Below are 21,777 nucleotides of genomic sequence, written 5' to 3' on the forward strand. Positions count from 1 at the left end.
CATATGCATCTTCATAAATACATTTCTTACATTTTTCAATATTTGACTGATAAAACTCATTCAAATCAAAAGACCTCATTGTATCAATCAATTCTTCAAATCAATTTTTCATCAATAAATCTTCATCTGGCAAATTAATCTTATATTTCTTATTATCATCTAAACTTCTTATCTCTAATTTTTGAACAGCATACCCCATTTCTGTCAATGCATAATACTGTGCATATAATTGAAAAACATATCCATCGTATATCTTACTAATATGTTTTTTCCTCTCAATAAGCAATTGCTTTTCCATATCGTATATATCAATTTTGCCTGATAACTTATATTTATCCGAATAAACGTCCAACGCAGTTATTATACTTTTCTTAGTAGAATAACTGCTATTATCTACACTTTCATGTGCCTTACTTCCGTTAATCTGATATGAAGACTGATATGTAAGATTGTCCTGACTTCCATATAACTTATGAAAATATATAGAAGCCGGACAAAATATAAAATCATTTAAGTTAGAAATAATTATGATATCATCCATTATTCATACCTTTTATTCTGTATAAAATCCAACCATTCAGCATGAGGTAATTTCAGGCAGTTCCTGTCAAAACCATCTTCTGTCCACTCAGACTTTATCTTTAACACCTCATATAATCCCTTAAGTGCTATACAATATGCACCATTTGCATCTGCATCTTTTGGCATCTTGCATTCTTTATCATCTGATTCTTTATAATTATCTGAGTCAAAAAATTCTCCTTCATCATTGATTACAGGTGATATTATTTTATCGTAACTTATTCCCTTCTCCTGTTCCTCAGCTTCAGTATAACTATTTCTCATCTGAACTGTAAGTTTATATAAAGATAACAGTTGTGCAAAGAATTCAGAATTTTTATCTTCATCCATCTTCTCCATATCTATCCTTACATCATGTCCATCAGCATAATTAATTTCATTATCTTCTAATAATAATTTTATTGTTTCTGTAAGATTTATTGATTTTGTTTTGCCTGTTCTCCTTGCATTGTTGAATTCACTCTGCAGTCTCTCACCATTGGTATATACTGTCCATTGTGTCTTACCCATGGTAATGTTGTAGGTATCAAAATTATTATAATCAAATCCAAAACTGAACATGTCTTTTTCGGCACAATATCTTATTTCATCAAATTGCATAAAGAACTGTTTTCTCGAATCATTTGTTGAAATGCTCTTAAAATTAAATGCACTGATAAATCCGGTTGACGGATCTATTTTTGATGTAAATGCAGCAGGTACATAAAATATTACACCACATTGTTTCCCAAGATTTTTTATATTATCCGGTACATATGTCAATTGATATCCTTTTAATAGTCCCCCTGGTTCATCTACAGATTTTCCTTTAGAAGCAAAATAATTCAGCTTATTAATAAGCATACTCTCGAACTTCTGGTATACCTGTCGTTCAACTTTAAAACGACCTCGCTTAAATCCATAATTCAAATCTTCCATAGCAATTATTGCATTATACTCAACCATAAGCATTGCTATCTCATGAACTACCCCTGAAATATATCCTTCTTTCAACTCTTTAATATTTCCTATAGATTTCCAGTTCTTTCTCGCATATTCTCTGGTCTTTTCCTTCTCAACCAGCTTCTTCTTATAATCATAATTATTCAATATATTATAACTTTTCTGTTTAACTATATTTCCATGAGAATCTATAACAGAAATATATATAAGATTACGCTCGCCCCTGTCAATTCCAATAACATGTATATCATCATTTTGTGCTATATATTTTACAGCCATATCATTTACATTATTTCGCGCTGCCACTTTATAATTAATAGTAATTGGAGTATGTATAAAATATTTGTCAACTGTGTATCTGTAATCTTTGACTATTTCCTTCTGGGCAGTCCTGACCTCTACTTTATCAAGATATTCCTTTGCAGCTCCTGACAAGTCACTTTCTTTAATATATCCATTATACATTTTATAAATTTCATTATATATATCATCTGGAATCGGTATTCTTACAACATCACCATTATCAAGCTGATTTTTATATGTCTTATTAACTAATACAGAATCTTTTTTATGCTTAACTGGATTTTTTACGCTTGCCCTTCTATAAAACAATTCAGCCTGTCCATTTAATTTAATAATGATATCCTTAAGATTTTCTTCACTAAAAATGTTCTTGAAATACATAGTGTGAAGATTTTCTTTTCCTGTACTGTTCTCTGCGAAGTCCTTATTATAAATCTGAAATAAATATATCTTGCCTTCCTCATCAAGCTTATTAATATCAGCTTCACTTATATAAGTCCAGTCAATTCTATACCCCTGCATTTCAACTTCACGGTAGAATTCACTTATATCGTTATAACTATCAGTTGCAGAGAATTTAAATTCATATTTTCTCCATTCCGCATGTTTCTCTATGCTGTTCTTAAAATAATCAATTAAATCCCTACAAAAACTGATATCAAAATTCTCACTTGTCTTAATATGTTTGTGTGCATTATAACCGGAAATTATATAATCAGATGGCTTAAATGTTTCTATTCCTTTCTTTGATAAGAACACTTTAGGAAGCATTTTATTCGCCCCCGGCAACAGATTATATACCATCTTCTTATAATCATTATCGTTCTTTTTATCAGAATTTCCCTGTATAATCTTTTTATCTGGTTTATTTTTAGCATTAAAAATTGCCAGATAATACTTATTATCTCTTATTAAAATTATTGCATTATTATCAAACTCTTTACTCTGCGACCAACCATTAGCAAGTGTAGGACTTTGAAAATTAAGTTTTATTTTCTTAGAATTGTATGGTTTCTGTGTAACGTAATTTCTCACCCTGTTATATAATGGCACTATATTTTCTAATATATTATAGATATCGTCTATATCTGAATAAAACATTTCATCTCTATCCAGTACTTCATCAACAATAAATGCCTTTGCCCAATGATACATGTTCATATACATATCAAGCCTTTTCTTCATTTCATCAGCTTTTTCTTCGCTCTCAATCAGACTTATATGCTCATCGTATTCCAAATGTGCTGTTTCTGTATCAGTTATTATATTACTAATTTCCCTTATATATTGCTTAGCATTAGAATTTTTAAATTCATTTCGTTCTTTTTCATCTATATATTTCTCAACTAAATCATTAACATCATTAATACTCTTATATTTATCTTCTTTTACAGCTTTTTTAACTTTTTCTTCTTTAGACTTACCTTTTGCATGTATATTTTCATCATAAAAATTTTCAACGCAGCCTGTAATTAAATTCCAGTTACCACTCATAAAACATGATAATGTCTCATAAAAATCTTTTGATATATATATTCTTTTCTCATCTAATTCATCATATTTATTAACGATATCTTTCAGTTTTCCAATTATATTGCCTTTTTCTGTTTCATCAATAAACGCATTAACAGCATTATATACGCTCATATCATCTTCAAACATTTTAGGTACTTCAAATGAAGTTGATGTATACGCAAGGATTTGCTTATGCAGCTTACGCATTTTGAATAAATTGTAATTATTCTTTGTCTGCTGGCAATAAAGATTCATATGTGCATTAACCACACCACATATTTCATTGTAAAAGTCTATTCCTGACTGAATTAATACCATGTTATAAAAATCCGGATTAAATATCTGATTCAATTCCCAATCACCCATTTTATCCTGATTATTTTTTTCAATTACTTCTATTTCATCCAATGCCTTTTCTGAGATTTTCTTATATGATGTCATATTAGCAAGAAAAGTCAAAGAATTTTCATGCACAATTCTATAAGCTATAGATGTAGAAACAGCCTCTTTGGTAAATACATTTTTTCTCTTTTCAAAAAAATCCGTAAAATATGTGCTAAAACCATTAAACAATGCTAATGTTTCCAGTTTGCCAGCTTTGTCTTTAGCATCATATTGATTATAATTTTTAATAAAATCTGGCAGTATCTCTTTCAAAAACTTTGCGTTAAATATATTTTTGTAATTAGAATCTGATTGCATATGTGTGCATATCTGTTCTCTCATTTTGCTCTGCTCTTTTTCTAATGCTTTCTTATTATCTTTTGATGGACTTGACTGAACCAAATTCATTAATTCAAAAAGTAGAGTAAAATCTAGATCAGTTACACCTGATAATGATTTATCTATATATTCTCTATAATAATCATCCATTATATTTTTTAACTCTGTGCTTTTCTCTTGTCTTAACTCATCTTCCTGTATAAGTCCATTGTGTATTATATGCTCCTGTGTATGCCCAATCGGTCTTAATTCATTCCTTAGTGTCTTTGCTACTGGTGTAACCCCCACAAACTCTCTGTAAACTATGATGCGATTTCCGTTCATACAAATATCCTCCTCAATTAAAATTCATAACTTGTTATATGCATTTTACGAAGTGATGTAATGTTTGTCAAGCAACTTTTAAAAAAATAACGCTTTATATGCGTCATCTTTTAACAAATCACTTCGATCTACAATAGTAGAAATTTGTTTTATTGTATTATCTTCTTGTAAGCTTGTCAATGCTATAGTTGAAATATATTTTATTAATTTATATTGACATATTCTTTTTGTATTGTTATTATACATTATATTATGATGCATCATTTTATATTTTAACTATATCCAACATATGAAACATACAAGAAAGGCGACATATGAATAATACCAACAGCACTACTCACCAGAAAGATGTCTCCCTTAAGACTTTCTGGCGTGATAATGAACATTTTGCAGACCTTTTCAATGCTACCGTCTTTAATGGTAAACAGGTGCTTAAGCCCAACAAGCTTAATGAGATGGACACTGATGTCTCTGCTACAATTCATTCCAAAAGTTACAATGAATCTATTACCAGAAACAGAGATGTTGTAAAGAAGATGTCAGACGGCGTAGAGTTTAATATTCTCGGGCTTGAGATTCAGGACAAGACACATTATGCCATGCCTTTGCGAACCATGACCTATGACGCACTTGGCTACATAAAGGAATACAACGACATCAAGAAACAACATAAGCTGAATAAAGATTCTTTCAGTTCTCCAGAAGAGTTTCTGTCTGGAATTGACAAGTCTGACCGTTTCCACCCTATAATAACGCTCGTTCTTTACTATGGTGAGTCGTTATGGGATGGTCCTACCTGCCTGTCTGACATGATGATTTCCATGCCTGATAATATCAAGGCTTACTTCTCCGACTATAAGTTAAATCTGGTTCAGATACTTGATTCTGATAAATATACATTTTATAATGAAGATGTAAGAGATGTGTTTAATATTATAAGGAACATATATAATGATGATTTCGATTCAATATATCGTGAATATGAATCCCGCAATGTAGATATTGATGTAATGGAACTGATATGTAACATAACCTCAGTTCCAAAGCTTATGGACTTATGTACAGATACTGAACAAGGAGGGACTGTCAATATGTGTGAAGCAATGAAACGATTTCAGGCTGAATGTGAAAGCAAAGGTATGAAAGAAGGTATCGATTCCGAAAAAGTCAACTCTATCATCTCCATGCTAGAATTCGGCATAACCAAAGAACAGATATTAACCAGGTACACTAAAGAGGATTTAGAAAGAGCAGAAGCTGCTATAGCTGATAAGAACTAACACCATACTAATAATATTAAAGCCAGTTAATCTAGCAATTAAGATTAACTGGCTTATTTTATTTGATACTTTTATAGATTTCTGGTCTTCTGTCCCTGAACAGTCCCCAGCTCACGCGAAGGTCGGCATCTGCGTCAAGGTCGGATTCCCCATAGACAATCTCTTCCTTGTCTCTTGAGGCCTGTGTTACTATCTCGCCTGTTGCATCCGTTACAAATGAAGAACCATAGAATATAAGTGATGACTCCTGATGTCCGTTGGCTTCAGACGGTGCAACCTTCTCCTCACCGATACGGTTGGCAGCTACAACAGGAACTATATTGCACGCTGAATGTCCCTGCATACATCTTCTCCAGTGCGGCATGCTGTCAACCTCAAGAATCGGCTCTGAGCCAATCGCTGTCGGATAGAAAAGAATTTCTGCTCCCTGTACCAACATTCCTCTGGCTGTCTCTGGAAACCACTGATCCCAGCATATTCCTACTCCAATTCTCGCATATCTTGTATCCCACACCTTAAAACCTGTATCTCCCGGTGTGAAATAGAACTTTTCCTGATAATAATGGTCATCAGGAATATGTGTTTTTCTGTATATTCCAAGAACACTTCCATCTGCGTCAATAACTGCAACAGTGTTATAGAACACATTTATATCTCTTTCATAAAAGCTTATTGGAAGCACAACCTGCAGCTCGGCTGCCACCTTCTGAAAATGCTTCACAGCCGGATTGTCATCCACTGATTGTGCATATGCATAGTAGTCATAATTTCTCTCCTGACAGAAATACTGTCTTTCAAAAAGTTCAGGAAGCAGTATTATCTGTGCACCGTTAGCTGCCGCTTCACGAACCATTTTATCAGCCTTTGCAATGTTCTCTTCTACCGACCGTGAACACTGCATCTGTATGCCTGCATACTTTACATTTCTCATATTATCCCTCCATTCTTGCGCTGTTTTCTGCATATCACAAGTTTGTGCAAAGCACAAACTTGAGTGTAAAATATTGAAGATATTTTACACAGGAATCTGTTGTGTAATACAGTGGATATTGCCTCCACCGACTATTATATCTCTTGCATATATCCCGACTATCTTTCTGTCAGGAAATGCTTCTTTAAGCACATTTATTGCAAGGCTGTCCGCCTCGTCATCAAATTGCGGCACTATGACTGAGTCATTGGCAATATAGAAATTAACATAAGAAGCAGCAAGACGCTCGCCTGCCTCTCTCATGTCCTCGCCTTCCTCAAATTCAAAGCCGTTAAGTTCTTCCTCAGTTATGCACACAGGTTTCTTGGGAATAAGCATTTTTCTTACTTTAATGTGTCTTCCTTTGGCATCAGTTACATTTTCAAGAACAGAAAGACAAGCCTTGCTCATCTCATACTGCGGGTCATTCTCATCATCTGTCCATGCAAGTACAACCTCTGCGGGTGCTGTAAATGCGCATACATTATCCACATGTTCGTTAGTCTCATCATTATATATTCCACAGGGAAGCCAGATTATCCTGCTCACATTGCAGTACTGCTTTAATTTATTCTCAATCTGTTCCCTGCTAAGCTGTGGATTTCTTCCCTTACTCAACAGACAGCTTTCAGTAACAAGCATTGTTCCTTCGCCATCTGTATGTATTGAACCACCTTCAAGAACAAATGGTGCTGCATTATATCCCTGACAGCCAAGATAAGACATAAACTTTCCGGCTACAAGGTTGTCATTGTCCCAGTCCGCGTACAGTCCGTCATATGTTCCGCCCCACGCATTAAATTCCCAGTTAATTCCACGCAAATCACGCGCTTCATATGGTGTATCCACATTTCCACTCACAACGAATGTAGGACCTGTATCTCTTGCCCATGCATCGTCTGTATCCATGACTACAAGCCTGACCGTTTCCGGGAGCATCTTTGCTGCTTCCTCTTTTCTACCTTCTGATACAATCATGTATACCTGCTCGCTTTCACTGATTACAGACGCTATCTGTGCAAATGCTTTCTTAGCCGCCTTTGCTCCATAAGCCCAAGACCCCGGTCTTTCTGGCCATATCATAATGCAGCCCTGATGTCTTTCAAATTCAGCAGGCATGCGAAAACCGTCTGCTGCCGGAGTACTGTTTATATAATCCATATCTATAATCTCCCTTTGAAATCTTCATAGCCAAAATGCTTCCACACCTTACATTCCCCATCACTATCCATAATTACAATATCCGGCAGTGGGATTCCGTTAAATGTGTTGTTCTTAACCATTGAATATATAGCCATATCTTCAAATACGAGTCTGTCCCCGACATTGATTTCCCTGCCGAATTGATAATCACCTATGATATCTCCTGCAAGGCATGTATAAGATGACAGTCTGTATCTGTATCTTCCATTCTTCGCCGGTTTCCATATGCCTTCTTTTACGTCCATATCAAAATCAATCTCTATGTCCTTATCAATTCCATACTCATCTTCCATGTCCGATATTTTCAATCCACCACGAAGAGGCGGTGTGTATGGCATTTCCAGTACATCTGGCATATGACACGCTGCAGATGCATCAAGTATAAGAGTTGTTATTCCATTTTCAACCTTATCAAGCACTGTAGTCACAAGATATCCTGCATTAAGTGCAACAGCTTCCCCCGGTTCAACATACACCTGTACATCATATTTCCTTCTTACATGACTGATACATTTTTCAAGAGTTTCAATGTCGTAATCTTCACGGGTTATATGATGTCCGCCGCCAAAATTAACCCACTTCATATCTTTCATGAGAAATCCGAATTTCTCTTCAACAGCCTTTAATGTTGCCTCTAAGTCATCTGAATTCTGCTCACATAATGTATGAAAATGTATTCCTTCCATGCCAGATAACACATCCGGTTCTTCCTTAAGAGCGGCTTTCAGATTCTTAAGAGTAACTCCAAGTCTGCTGCCCGGCGCGCATGGGTCATATATTGCATGGTCACCCTGTGTAGAAAACTCTGGATTAACTCGAAGTCCAAAGCTTACTCCACCCTCAATACATCTGGCTTTATGCTTCTTTAACTGTGAAACTGAGTTAAAGACAACATGGTCACATATATTTACAAGCTCATCCATATCCTCATCAGTAAATGCCGGTGCAAATACATGATTTTCTTTTCCCATACACTCAGCACCAAGTCTGGCTTCATATATTCCACTTGCCGTAGTTCCGCTTATATATTTTCCAATCAGCGGATATTCTGCATATGCTGAAAATGCTTTCTGCGCCAGCAGTATGTGGCAGCCGGTATCTTCTTCTACTTTATGAAGTATCTCAAGATTATGAATAAGCATTTTTTCATCTATTACATATGCCGGTGTCTTTAACTCATCAAATCTCATAATTAACCTCTCTTTTTAGTCTACTAAAACAGGATTTTCATCGACAACCCATGGGAGACCGTACTTATTAAGCGCATCCATGTATGGATCCGGATCAAATTCATCTGTTGTGAATACTCCCGGCTTGTTCCAGAGTCCCTTTGCAACAAGCATTGTACCAATCATAGCAGGTACGCCTGTTGTATATGAAATAGCCTGCGAACCTACCTCACGGTAACATTCCTGATGGTCGCACACATTGTAAATATATACCTTCTTCTCCTTGCCGTCTTTGATACCTGTGAAGATACAGCCAATATTAGTCTTACCTACTGTTCTTGGTCCAAGTGAAGCAGGGTCTGGAAGAAGTGCCTTTAAGAACTGGATTGGAACAATCTCCTGTCCGTTGAATTCAACCGGGTCAGTTCTTAACATTCCGACATTCTCAAGGCATTTCATATGTGTAAGATAGCTCTGTCCAAATGTCATGAAGAAACGTATTCTCTTAACATGCGGAATATTAGCAGCAAGTGCCTCTATTTCCTCATGATGAAGCAGGTACATATCCTTCATTCCTACTCCCTCAAAATTGTACTCTCTCTTTATTGACATAGCAGGAATCTCAACCCAGTGACCATCCTCCCAATATGAGCCGGGTGCTGATACCTCACGAAGATTAATCTCCGGGTTAAAGTTAGTTGCAAACGGATATCCATGGTCTCCGCCGTTGCAGTCTAATATATCAATTGTATGTATCTCATCAAAATAGTGTTTCTGTGCATAAGCTGTGAATACGCTTGTTACACCCGGATCAAAACCAGTTCCTAAAAGTGCTGTAATTCCGGCTTCTTTATATTTTTCTCTGTAAGCCCACTGCCATGAGTAGTCAAAATATGCTGTAAATCCAAGACGCTTGCATCTCTCCTCATATACCTTTCTCCACTCAGGATTGTCTGTATCCTCACACTCGTAATTAGCAGTATCAACATAAGGAACTTTACATGCAAGGCAGGCATCCATAATCGTAAGGTCCTGATATGGAAGTGCCACATTAAGAACTACATCTGGCTTGAATTCATTGATAAGCGCAATAACCTCATCTGTGTTGTCAGCATCAACCTTTGCTGTTGTGATGTTAGTGCTTGTCTTGTCCTTCAATTCGTCTGCTAATTTGTCACATTTGCTCACTGTTCTGCTCGCTATGCACAGGTCTGAAAACACCTCGCTCACCTGACATATCTTGTGGATTGCTACTGAAGCAACTCCTCCGCAACCAATTACTAATACTCTGCTCATCTTTCTTCCTCCTGTTCTAATAATTCTTCAACATACTTTGGCAGCATGAATGCACCTGTATGAAGATTAGTTGTGTAATATTCTGTATGTATATTTCTTCTCTTCCACTCTGCCGGCTTGAAATCCTTAAGCGGATGATATTTCTTTGACGCAAATCCAAACAGCCAGTATCCTGACGGACTTGTTGGTATATGTGCCTGATACACGCGGCTTATTGGAAATGTGTGGAACACCTTCCTGTGCATGCTTCTGCATGCATCCTCATCCTCATCATAGAAAGGACTTCCATGCTGGTACACAAGTATTCCGTCCTCCTTAAGTGCCTTATAACAGTTTCCATAAAATTCCCTTGTAAACAGTCCCTCACTCGCACCAAACGGGTCTGTTGCGTCATTAATTATAAGGTCATACATATCCTGCTTGGAGCGTAAGAACCTTAATGCATCTGAATTATAAATGTGTACTCTCTCATCTTCTAATCCTACTGCCGTCTCTGGAAAATACTCCCTGCACACATCAACAAACATGTTGTCCTGTTCAACTATGTCAATATTTTCGATATTGTCATACTGCAACAGTTCCTTTGATACACCTCCGTCACCGCCACCGATTATCAATACATTTTTAACATCTGGATGGACTGACATTGGCACATGCACCACCATCTCGTTATAGATGAAACAATCCTGTTCTGAAAATATAACACTTCCATTAAGTGTCAGGAATTTTCCGAACTCTGGCGACTGAAATACATCTATTCTCTGATAGTCGCTCTCGCCAGAAAACAGTTGTTTTTCAACCCTGATATCAAACTTCACATGTGGTGAATGAAGTTCTGAAAACCAAAATTCCATAGAAACTTTCTCCCTTCTATATTTGACCGATTGAACAAATCGGACATTTACATTCTTAATACATTCAGTGTCTGCAATGTTGAATCTTCCATTCCCTGCATTGAACAGCCCTTCTCTACTGAATACTGAATATAGTCTATTATCTCGTCTGTGATTTCTTCACCCGGCGCAAGTATAGGAATTCCTGGCGGATATGCCATTACGAACTCCCCTGATATATGTCCTGCTGCCTCACGGATTGGAACTTTAATCTTATCGGCATAGAAGGCTTCCTGTGGTGAAGCAAGTACCCTTGGAAGCAGCATTTGTCTGTCTACTTCAAAGCGTTTTTCTTCTTTTGAATACAGACGGCTGATTTCAGCCAATGCTCCGACAAGTCTTTCTATATCCTGTATTCTGTCACCAATTGATATGTACGCCATTATATTTCCAACGTCGCCGAATTCTATCTGGATATCATACTCATCTCTTAAGATATCATACACCTCAATTCCATCAAGTCCGATATCCCTTGTATAAACACAAAGCTTGGTAACATCATAATCATAGACTGTTCCACCATTAATCAGTTCTTTTCCGTATGCATAATAACCGCCTACCATATTAATCTCATCTCTTGCATACTGTGCCCACTCGCTCACCTTTGCAAATGACTGTCTGCCGCGCAGGGCAAGATTTCTTCTTGATATATCAAGGCTTGTCATAAGAAGATATGACGCGCTCGTTGTCTGCGTAATATTAATAATTGTCTGTACATAATCAGCATTCATACCATTATTGGTAAGAAGGATTGAACTCTGCGTAAGCGAACCGCCTGACTTATGCATTGATATTGCTGCAAGGTCTGCTCCTGCTTTCATTGAATTCATAGGAAGGTTGTCACCAAAATACAGATGCGTTCCATGTGCCTCATCGGCAAGCACCTTAAGTCCATATGAATGTGCTATATCACATATTCCTTTAATGTCTGAACAGATTCCATAATATGTAGGATTGTTCACCAAAACCGCCACCGCATTCGGATGCTCCTGTATTGTCTTTTCAACCTGCTGCACAGTTACTCCAAGCACTATTCCAAGCTTTGCATTAATTTCTGTATTAAGATAAACAGGAATCGCACCACACAGAATCAATGCATTAATTACGCTTTTATGCACATTTCTTGGAACGATAATCTCATCTCCAGCCTTACATACAGATAACACCATGTTCTGTACTGCCTGCGTAGTTCCTCCTACCATGAAAAATGCGTGTTCTGCCCCAAATGCCTCTGCTGTGAGCTCCTCTGCCTCCTTAATAACAGAAACAGGGTGGCACAGGTTATCAAGTGGCTTCATTGAATTAACATCTATTCCAACACATCTTTCTCCAAGTAAATCTACCAGTTCTGGGTTGCCTCTTCCTCTCTTATGTCCCGGAACATCAAACGGAACAATTCTTTTCTTTCTGAATTTCTCAATTGCTTCGTAAAGCGGCGCACTCGCCTGTCTTTTTAAGTCCATAATATCCCCCTGTTCTCATTGCTGCCTATGCTTCTATTCTCATCGCTGCTCGCGCTCGCAGCTTTATTCCAGAGCTGCGCTCTGTCATTGTCGCGGCGCTCCTCGAATATCCGTGAAGAAATCCCAATTCATGCAAGCATGATTGTGATTTTTCACTTCTATTCTCATCGCTGCTCGCGCAAAAAGGCGTGATTGATTTAAAATCAATCACGCCTGTATAATCATATTCTATCTTCTTTTTGATTACTGTATTGCCAAATACAGAAAATCTGACCTTTCAGAGTTTATCCAAGTAAGTCACTGTTACCGCTCTTATTGACCGTTTCACAAGATGATATGCTCTCTCGCATGATAATTTTAAAATCAACTTATAAAATTTGAGCTTCTAACTCAATCAATAATGTGTGCCCTCGTCACACTCGGCAACCGACCCGCCCGTCCGCAAGGCTTAACATGTAAACATGTGGTCTGTATTTACGATATCTTTTTATATCCAAAATACCTTTAAAATATAATATAACTATCTGCTGGTGTCAATAACATTTTTTATATTTACTCCATATTTTACCTGAACTTTTCGGATATATTACAATTATTACCCCTGAAACCTAAAGACATTATTTCCTTTTTATTTGTTACCATACAACTTCCGTGCTACCGCAAATGCTTCCTCAGGAATCCCCATTTCTCTATACATTTCCTTCCAGTCTTCTGTAAGTTGTCCTTTTAATTCAAGCTGTGTTTTCCTGTTTATACCTGAAAATACCCCAAACCATTTACGGACATCCGGATTGCTTTTGTAAAAACTGCCACCCTCACGCTTTATCTGCATGTCCATAACTGCTGTTATCTGTAACATAAGATGCAATTCACCGGTTACATCAGACGCCTCCATGAGAACATCAGGTCTTTTGTTGTAAAAGTCCATAAAGTACTGCATAGCACCCTTTGTATCCTCTTTTGCAAGAAAAGACGACAAAACTGCTTTCAGCTCCCTTGTTTCGGCTTTTTCGCCAACCATTCCAACCTTGCATTCCTTTACATTGATATTGTTTACTCTCACCCACACAAGCAATAAGAATTCAGATATAAAGCCAAACACACGCCTGTGGTATGAATCCTTATCAGTCTCCATATCAATGCGTTTCTGAACCTCAAAGAATATCGTAAACAGCCACTCAGCATATTTATCAAAAAGCTCTTTAGAAGTGACTATCATATTTCCAAAATATGTCTCATTGCCATTAACAAGCTGTATAAATGTATCATAATACTCGGGATATAATTCCTTAATAACTTCACCTGTCATGTCAAGCGCAGTTACATTATGATTAGCAGAAAATCCGTAATGATATGAATTATTAAGAACGACTCTCTTGGTTGTAACAAGTTCGTACTCCTTAAAAATCTGCTCATACTGCTTTTCATTCATAATATGCTCGTTCTCGTCAATAAGATATCTTCTGTAATGGCATGTTCCAACATAATTAATATCATGCACATTTTTCCATATCCAGTATAATCCTGTAAGTTCACTATAATAACCGTTAAGAGCCGATATATTATCTCCTGTATCGTCCCTGAGATACCCCAGTGGTGAATTAATGGCTGTACCTACCTGAAGTGGCACATACATATTATCATCAGGCTTTGTAAAATGTTTATGTGTAAGTGTGTAAATTGTTAAGTCCATATTCACCCTTTATGCCAGAAATCCACTGGCTCATACTCCTGCAATTTTGCAAGAAATCCAAGTTTTCCAAGCTCCTCCTGAATTAAATCCAGTGTCTGTTCGTCATCCGCAACAATTGTATGATAATGATATCCTGATGTCACATTCATCAATAGGCTGCTCTTTCCATTTGCAATTTCCTCAAGATATTTCCTGATATCACGCCTTGAATGTATATTCATCTCCGCTCTTATAACACCATATACCTTGTGATATACAAAAACGTCTCTTATCCATCCACCCATGTCAACTATTGCTCCAAGCTCTGCTTCCACCTCATCATCTTCATGTTTAACCTTAAGTATGCGGCTGTACTCCTGCTTATCATTAAGCACATAGCCTCTGTTAGTTGAGAAAACATCTATATTCTTCGCGCGGATAAGCGCTATATCCTGCACTATAACCTGCCTGCTTACATCTAATATCTGTGCAAGCTGTGTACCCGGCACAGGACTTGACGAATGTTTTAATATATCTACTATCTGATTTCTTCTCTCTTCTCCATTCATTGCTACAACTCCCCAGTTCACCCCGACAATAATTACTCCTGTACAGGATGAAGATTTTTTAATGAAATGTCCATAATTGGTGCAGAATGTGTAAGTGCACCACTTGATACAAAGTCTACACCAAGGTCAGTAATTTTTGCAATGTTTTCTTTAGTTACATTTCCCGAAACTTCAACTAAAGCTTTTCCACCAATTATATTCATAGCCTCTCGCATATCCTCATGACTCATATTATCAAGCATAATAATATCTGCACCTGCCTCAACAGCTTCACGCACCATTGAAAGGTTCTCAACTTCAACTTCTATCTTTCTTACAAATGGTGCATATTCCTTAGCCATTGTAACTGCCTGCTTAACTCCGCCTGCAGCACCTATATGGTTATCCTTAAGGAGTACTCCGTCTGTAAGATTATATCTGTGGTTATTACCACCTCCGATTCTGACAGCATACTTCTCAAATATACGGTTATTAGGTGATGTCTTTCTTGTATCAAGAAGCTTTGTCTTAGTTCCTGCAAGCAGCTTCGCAACACCATTAGTATATGTCGCAATTCCACTCATTCTCTGGAGATAATTAAGTGCTGTTCTTTCTCCACACAGAAGAACTCTTATATCTCCTCTTACAACTGCCATCTTCTGACCTTTCTTAACCTCATCCCCGTCTTTTGCAAAAAATGTAATCTCTACATCTTCATCAAGCAGTTCAAATGTTCTTGCAAATACCTGCAGACCACATATTATTCCGTCCTGCTTGCATATAAGCTCGACTTCTCCAAGTTTTGGTTCTGGCATAACACTGTTAGTTGACACATCCTCACTTGTAATATCTTCTTTAAGTGCTCCAAGAATGAGCGGATCCACATTTAACTTTAAAGTAACTTTATCAAACATATCATTTCTCCATTTCTATATATTATGCGTAATTCTTCTTCTGGCTTTCTTCATAGGCTTTATCTGCCTCTTCAATCTTTTTATTGACTAATTCTGCATATTCTCCGTCAATTTTCGACTCATCTGCATATTTTTCTGCATCAAATGTATCAAAATATGTAATCTCATCCTGTGTCGGTTTTACAACTGCATTTTCAGTAATATCAAGCGCTGCCCTCTTTGCAAACACAAGACTTTCAAGAAGTGAATTGCTTGCAAGCCTGTTTCTTCCATGAACTCCGTTGCAGGCTGTCTCGCCTATTGCATACAGGTTATCCATTGTTGTTCTGCTCTCATGGTCTACCTTAATTCCTCCCATGAAATAGTGCTGTGCAGGAACAACCGGAATACACTCTTTTGACGGGTCATATCCCTTATCAATACAATACTGCACTATATTAGGAAAATGCGTTTTTAATTCTTCTTCAGGTATTGTCCTTAAATCTTCCCATACAAAGTCTGTATTGTCCTTTGCCATCTGTTTTCTAATCTCTTCTGTAAGCAGGTCTCTTGGTAGCAGCTCATTAACAAATCTTTTTCCATTCTTATCATAAAGCTTTGCGCCTTCGCCTCTTACTGATTCAGATATAAGAAAGCTCCTGTCTTCCTCTTTGTCAGAATAAAATGTTGTCGGATGAATCTGGACATAATTAATATCCTTTAATTCTACTCCATGCTTTATAGCAATTGCAATTGCATCTCCTGTAAGATGTCTGAAATTCGTTGAATGTCTGTATAAACCACCAATTCCACCTGTAGCAAGTACAACATCTGAAGCTTCTACCTTAATAAGCTCTCCATTTTCTGTCCTTATAACCGCACCAAGGCATCTGTTATCTCTGCTTATTATATCAAGCAGTCTTGTGTATTCCATAATTGTCACATTTGGAAGAGTTCTCACCTTCTCTAACAGATGGCTTGTTATCTCTTTACCTGTAATATCTTCATGGAATATTATCCTGTTAGATGAATGAGCTCCTTCTCTTGTGTATGCAAGACTTCCGTCAGCCTCTCTTGCAAATCTTGCTCCACAATCGACAAGATCTTTTACTACATCTGCTGATGAACGGATCATTATTTCAACAGATTTCTTATCATTTTCATAATGGCCGGCTTTCATTGTATCTTCAAAATAACTGTCGTAATCTTCTTCACATTTTAGCATACACATACCGCCCTGTGCCAGAAATGAATCACTGCTCTCACAATCAGACTTTGTTATCATAAGAATCTTCTTATCAGCAGGCAGATTCATTGCCATATACAGACCAGAACAGCCACATCCGGCTATCAGCACATCTGTTTTAATTGTATTATTCATAGGATACCTCCATTCTTTCTGCGCATACTACAATCTTACTTTGCAAGCTCAAGCATTCTTGTAAGTGGCTTCATTGCTTTCTTTGCAACTTCTTCGTCTACAAACACTTCATTATTTTCCTGTTCAAGAACATCAAGCACCTTATCTAAGGTTACCATCTTCATGTTGACACATACCTGGTCAGGCTTTAATGTATACAGTTTCTTGCCAGGTGCCTTTTTTCTTATCTCACCAAATACACCATCAACTGTTGCAATTATGAATTCCTCACAATCTGTATCTACAACATAATCAATAATTCCTGATGTACTGCCTATGTAATCAGCATATTTTAATACTTCCTCTGTACATTCAGGGTGTGCTGCAAGCTTTGCCTGTGGATATTTCTTCTTAGTTTCAACGACCATATCCTCTGTTATCGCGACATGTCTTGGACAGAAGCCTTTATTAAGAATCACATTTTTCTCTGGCACCTGCTTTGCAACGAATCTTCCAAGATTCTGATCAGGAATAAAGAAGATGTTTTTATTAGGAAGGTTCTTTACTATCTTTACTGCATTTGATGATGTCACACAGACGTCTGAATAAGTCTTTAGCTCTGCTGTTGAATTGATGTAACAGACAACTGCAAGGTCATCATACTGTTCACGCATCTTAAGAATTTCTTCCTTAGTTGCCATATGTGCCATTGGACAATCAGCCCCCGGCTCTGGCATAAGCACCTTCTTTTCCGGATTAAGAATCTTAGCACTCTCACCCATGAACTCAACACCCGCAAATACTATAATATCCTGATCTACCTTAGTAGCTATCTTGCTAAGATAGAATGAATCCCCAACATAATCAGCAACTTCCTGAACATCTTCATCTACATAATAATGTGCAAGAATAACTGCATTCTTCTCTTTTTTCAACTTTAAAATATCACTTGTAACTGACATATTGCTTCTCCAATCGTTAAGGTTTACATATGCTTGACTTGCGTTTTACATACATTGTGCTAGAGTATACCACGAATGTTTACATGTGACAAGACAGTTGTAAAATTTTCTGTACAGTTGGGGTGTTGGGTTGCTCTGCCGATTTCTCTGGTATATTTTTCTATTAAGCTGTTATTTTGCCTACGCATACTTGTTAATCACGCAATTGCGTAGGTTTTTTCTCACTAAAAAAAGGAGCTTCATCATTGATGAAACTCCTTTTTTGTAAAATAACACCTACACAATCTACATTTTGATGTTAAATAGTAGGTTTTTCCAGCCATTCCAGTCCTGAACAGCCCTATCATAATTACATATCTTCCTCAATATGTTCTCTTCCCTGTGCGATTATGCTTCTTACATGATCGTCTGCCAGTGAATAGAATATTGATTTACCTTCTCTTCTGTTCTTAACCAACTTGTTCTGTTTCAATATTCTTAGCTGATGAGATATTGCAGACTGTGTCATATTGAGAGCCTGTGCTAAATCACATACGCACACTTCTGCCTCAAATAATACATACAGTATTCTAATTCTCGTTGAATCACCGAATACCTTGAACAATTCTGCAAGGTCGTATAATTCATTCTCATCTGGCATTGTTTCATTAACTATCTTTAATAAGTCCTCATGTATTTCTATTGACTCACAGCATTCACAATCTGCCATTATATTACCTCTTTCTTTATAAGTTCTTTACGAATAATGCTCTTATTGCATTGATTACAGCAATAACCATTACACCTACATCTGCAAATATTGCTACCCACATGTTTGCTATACCTATTGCACCAAGCACCAGACATATAAGCTTTATGCCTATTGCAAAATAAATATTTTCATAAACAATACGTAAGCATTTTCTTGATATCTTAATTGCCTTGGATATCTTTAACGGGTCATCGTCCATCAATACTATGTCAGCTGCTTCTATAGCGGCGTCACTTCCTAATGCGCCCATTGCTATTCCGATATCTGCTCTTGAAAGTACCGGTGCATCATTGATACCATCACCTACAAATGCAAGCTTTTTCTTTGATTTCTTATGTTCTAACAGCTCCTCAACCTTAGAAACCTTATCTGCCGGAAGCAATTCACTGTACACAGCATCTATATTTAATTCTTTAGCTACAGCATCTGCTACATTCTTTGCATCACCGGTAAGCATTACTGTCTTACGTACTCCAGCTTTCTTAAGTTCTTCTATAGCCTGCTTTGCATGAGGCTTTAACAAATCTGATATTAGTATAAGTCCTGCATATGCCCCGTCAACTGCCACATGAACCTGAGTTCCGGCCTCGTTGCACTCTGCATATTCAAGACCGAGTCTTCTCATAAGCTTTCTGTTACCTGCAGCCACTTCTCTTCCTGATACATTAGCCTTAACACCTTCACCACTGATTTCCTCAACATCTGTAACTAATGTCTTGTCAATCTCTTTTCCATAAGCTTTCTGTAAACTCTTGCTTATAGGGTGTGTTGAATAGCTTTCTGCAAATGCAGCATATTTTATAAGTTCATCTTTGTCAATAGTGTTATTATATACACCACTGACCTCAAATACTCCCTGTGTCATAGTTCCTGTCTTATCAAAGACAACAATGTCTGTCTCTGCAAGTGCTTCAAGATAACTTGAACCTTTTACAAGAACACCCTGATTACTTGCTCCACCGATTCCTGCAAAGAAGCTGAGCGGAATACTTATGACAAGTGCACAAGGACAGCTTATTACTAAAAATGTAAGCGCTCTGTATATCCACATTCCCCACTGAGGAGATACTCCTAAGAATATCATGCTTACAAGTGGTGGAATTATAGCAAGTGCCAGCGCACCGTAACAGACTGCAGGTGTATATATCTTTGCAAATTTACTGATAAAGTTCTCTGAACGCGATTTCTTGGAACTTGCATTCTCTACAAGATCAAGTATCTTAGATACTGTGGATTCACCAAATTCCTTAGTTGTGCGGATCTTAAGCACACCTGACATATTAATGCAGCCGCTTATTACTTCATCACCAGCCTTTGCTTGTCTTGGAAGGCTTTCACCTGTAAGTGCACTTGTATTAAGAGTTGTATTACCTTCTTCAATAATACCATCAATAGGAACTTTCTCTCCCGGCTGGACAACAATAACTGTACCAACCTCTACTTCATCAGGATCTACCTGCTCAAGCTTTCCATCAACTTCAATATTGGCATAATCAGGTCTGATGTCCATAAGCTCACTTATGTTCTTACGGCTCTTTCCAACTGCAATATTCTGAAACAGCTCACCAATCTGATAAAAGAGCATAACCGCAATTGCTTCTGTAAAATCACCATCATCTACAAGTGCAATTATAATTGCACCTACAGTTGCAACTGCCATAAGGAAATTCTCATCAAATACCTGTCTGTTAAGAATTCCCTTAATTGCTTTCCTTAAAATATCATATCCAATAACAAGATAAGGAACCATGTACATTATAAAAAGAACAACCGTAGGAATATCAACAAATGTGCTTATCACCTTAAAAGCAATCATAAGGACTGCTGCGATAATGATTCTTGTAAGCATCTTTTTCTGCTTTTTATTCATATTCTACTCCAATCTGCCAGAACAACTCTCACGGCTTTCTATTACAGATATATCTCACAATCATCTTCTACTTTCTTGCAGTTCTTAAGAACATCCTGCATAACAGCCTTAGGATCCTGTCCTTCTTCAAATTCAACAATCATCTTAAGTGCCATAAAATTAACTGTAGCATCCTTAACACCTGCTGTATTCTTAGCTGCATCTTCCATCTTATTAGCACAGTTTGCACAATCAACATCAATCTTATAAGTCTTCTTCATAATATTCTCTCCTTAAAAACATTAAATAATCAAAATTCTTTCATATGAACATTCATTCATATGTTCATTTTCATTATAACACCTATAAAACTTCTGTCAACAAGAATTCACTATATTTTTCCGCAAACATTTTATGTCCTTTCTCATCTAAATGCTGTCTGTCAACTTCACTTGGTTCAGCAGCACCAGCGGCATCAAAATAATAAAATCCATTTTCATTTGCTATTTTTTCATATTCCCATGCAAGCTGCCTTGAAACATTTTCAGAACTTTCATTAAATTCAGGATCAAAGCCTTCTTCACCTACACCTTTTCCAAGATGAATCGGAGAAATTATAACTATCTTTGCATGTTCTCCTGCTGTCTTGTTAGCCTTTCTTGCAACTGCCTCCATTCCTTTTGCAATTGTCTTTGCATCAGCATGAAATTCAGTCTTGCAGTCATTCGTACCAAGCATTATAGCTATAACATCTACCGGCTTATGTGATTCAACAACTACTCCAATAAGATCAATGCCCTTTCTTGCATCTCTTACAGCATCTGGAAATATAGTTGTTCTTCCGCACAGTCCCTCTTCAATAATATTATATTCATTTCCAAGAAGATTAGCTATTCTGCCTGTCCATCTTACATCATAATCATATCTTCCTGATTTATCAGGCTTATATCCATAAGTATTAGAATCCCCAAAAAACAAAATATTTTTCATTGCCACATCCTCCCATGTAATATCTATCATTGTTCATTCCATACTTGTTTAGTATGTTTATATGTTATTACCTGCATAGTGATTTGTCA

The 21,777-nt window shown here is 37.0% G+C and carries 18 protein-coding genes; 1 reads left to right on the top strand and 17 read right to left on the bottom strand.

Annotated elements, in window-relative coordinates:
- Window positions 1-100 precede the first annotated feature (100 nt).
- Both cas4 and cas12a read right to left on the bottom strand, forming a co-directional pair.
- The gene (cas4, locus tag GKE48_RS03390) at window positions 101-541 is read right to left on the bottom strand and encodes a type V CRISPR-associated protein Cas4 (RefSeq protein WP_154300441.1); all 441 of its coding nucleotides are present in this window, start codon (window positions 539-541) and stop codon (window positions 101-103) included.
- Window positions 541-4,389 carry a type V CRISPR-associated protein Cas12a/Cpf1 gene (gene cas12a, locus GKE48_RS03395; RefSeq protein ID WP_154300442.1) on the bottom strand — a complete coding sequence of 1,283 codons (3,849 nt, stop codon included), beginning with the start codon at window positions 4,387-4,389 and terminating at the stop codon, window positions 541-543. Before cas12a ends, cas4 begins: the two co-directional genes overlap by 1 nt.
- A gap of 314 nt (window positions 4,390-4,703) precedes the next feature.
- Here cas12a and GKE48_RS03400 point away from each other — a divergent pair, with 314 nt between their 5' ends.
- Complete coding sequence (locus GKE48_RS03400) at window positions 4,704-5,669, top strand: hypothetical protein (protein ID WP_154300443.1); 966 nt, start codon at window positions 4,704-4,706, stop codon at window positions 5,667-5,669.
- A gap of 58 nt (window positions 5,670-5,727) precedes the next feature.
- Here GKE48_RS03400 and aguB read toward each other — a convergent pair whose 3' ends face one another.
- The 15 genes from aguB to GKE48_RS03475 all read right to left on the bottom strand — a co-directional run bounded on the left by aguB (window position 5,728) and on the right by GKE48_RS03475 (window position 21,688).
- Window positions 5,728-6,600: an N-carbamoylputrescine amidase gene (aguB, locus tag GKE48_RS03405; protein WP_154300444.1), complete on the bottom strand. Its 873-nt coding sequence runs from the start codon at window positions 6,598-6,600 to the stop codon at window positions 5,728-5,730.
- 84 nt (window positions 6,601-6,684) lie between these two features.
- Window positions 6,685-7,800, bottom strand: a complete 1,116-nt coding sequence (gene aguA, locus GKE48_RS03410) for an agmatine deiminase (RefSeq protein WP_055286281.1) — start codon at window positions 7,798-7,800, stop codon at window positions 6,685-6,687.
- A 2-nt stretch (window positions 7,801-7,802) separates the two neighbouring features.
- Window positions 7,803-9,032 (bottom strand): carboxynorspermidine decarboxylase, encoded by a 1,230-nt coding sequence (nspC, locus tag GKE48_RS03415; protein WP_055286283.1) that lies wholly within the window; start codon window positions 9,030-9,032, stop codon window positions 7,803-7,805.
- Window positions 9,033-9,047: 15 nt separating this feature from the next.
- Window positions 9,048-10,307, bottom strand: coding sequence for a saccharopine dehydrogenase family protein (locus tag GKE48_RS03420; RefSeq protein ID WP_117913641.1), 1,260 nt, complete (start codon window positions 10,305-10,307; stop codon window positions 9,048-9,050).
- On the bottom strand, window positions 10,304-11,161 hold the full coding sequence (speE, locus tag GKE48_RS03425) for a polyamine aminopropyltransferase (RefSeq protein ID WP_022097754.1): 858 nt from the start codon (window positions 11,159-11,161) through the stop codon (window positions 10,304-10,306). The genes GKE48_RS03420 and speE overlap by 4 nt, the downstream gene beginning before the upstream one ends.
- A 47-nt stretch (window positions 11,162-11,208) precedes the next feature.
- On the bottom strand, window positions 11,209-12,663 hold the full coding sequence (locus GKE48_RS03430) for an aminotransferase class I/II-fold pyridoxal phosphate-dependent enzyme (RefSeq protein ID WP_154300445.1): 1,455 nt from the start codon (window positions 12,661-12,663) through the stop codon (window positions 11,209-11,211).
- Between the two features lie 628 nt (window positions 12,664-13,291).
- Entirely contained in the window at window positions 13,292-14,356 is a 1,065-nt protein-coding gene (locus tag GKE48_RS03435; RefSeq protein ID WP_055215709.1) for a DUF4422 domain-containing protein, read from the bottom strand.
- A gap of 2 nt (window positions 14,357-14,358) precedes the next feature.
- On the bottom strand, window positions 14,359-14,904 hold the full coding sequence (locus GKE48_RS03440; protein ID WP_118009279.1) for a transcription repressor NadR: 546 nt from the start codon (window positions 14,902-14,904) through the stop codon (window positions 14,359-14,361).
- A gap of 32 nt (window positions 14,905-14,936) precedes the next feature.
- Window positions 14,937-15,797, bottom strand: coding sequence for a carboxylating nicotinate-nucleotide diphosphorylase (nadC, locus tag GKE48_RS03445; RefSeq protein ID WP_012739657.1), 861 nt, complete (start codon window positions 15,795-15,797; stop codon window positions 14,937-14,939).
- A 22-nt stretch (window positions 15,798-15,819) separates the two neighbouring features.
- On the bottom strand, window positions 15,820-17,157 hold the full coding sequence (locus GKE48_RS03450; RefSeq protein ID WP_022097758.1) for an L-aspartate oxidase: 1,338 nt from the start codon (window positions 17,155-17,157) through the stop codon (window positions 15,820-15,822).
- 35 nt (window positions 17,158-17,192) lie between these two features.
- Entirely contained in the window at window positions 17,193-18,098 is a 906-nt protein-coding gene (gene nadA / locus GKE48_RS03455) for a quinolinate synthase NadA (protein WP_154300446.1), read from the bottom strand.
- A 349-nt stretch (window positions 18,099-18,447) separates the two neighbouring features.
- Window positions 18,448-18,807: an ArsR/SmtB family transcription factor gene (locus GKE48_RS03460; RefSeq protein ID WP_055286287.1), complete on the bottom strand. Its 360-nt coding sequence runs from the start codon at window positions 18,805-18,807 to the stop codon at window positions 18,448-18,450.
- A 16-nt stretch (window positions 18,808-18,823) separates the two neighbouring features.
- On the bottom strand, window positions 18,824-20,719 hold the full coding sequence (locus tag GKE48_RS03465) for a heavy metal translocating P-type ATPase (RefSeq protein ID WP_022097760.1): 1,896 nt from the start codon (window positions 20,717-20,719) through the stop codon (window positions 18,824-18,826).
- Between the two features lie 41 nt (window positions 20,720-20,760).
- On the bottom strand, window positions 20,761-20,979 hold the full coding sequence (locus GKE48_RS03470) for a cation transporter (protein WP_012739662.1): 219 nt from the start codon (window positions 20,977-20,979) through the stop codon (window positions 20,761-20,763).
- 82 nt (window positions 20,980-21,061) lie between these two features.
- Window positions 21,062-21,688 carry a GDSL-type esterase/lipase family protein gene (locus GKE48_RS03475; protein WP_022097761.1) on the bottom strand — a complete coding sequence of 209 codons (627 nt, stop codon included), beginning with the start codon at window positions 21,686-21,688 and terminating at the stop codon, window positions 21,062-21,064.
- Between the last annotated feature and the right edge of the window lie 89 nt (window positions 21,689-21,777).

The sequence above is a fragment of the Lachnospira eligens genome (genome assembly GCF_009680455.1).
In the GTDB taxonomy this organism is placed as follows: Bacteria; Bacillota; Clostridia; order Lachnospirales; family Lachnospiraceae; genus Lachnospira; species Lachnospira eligens_A.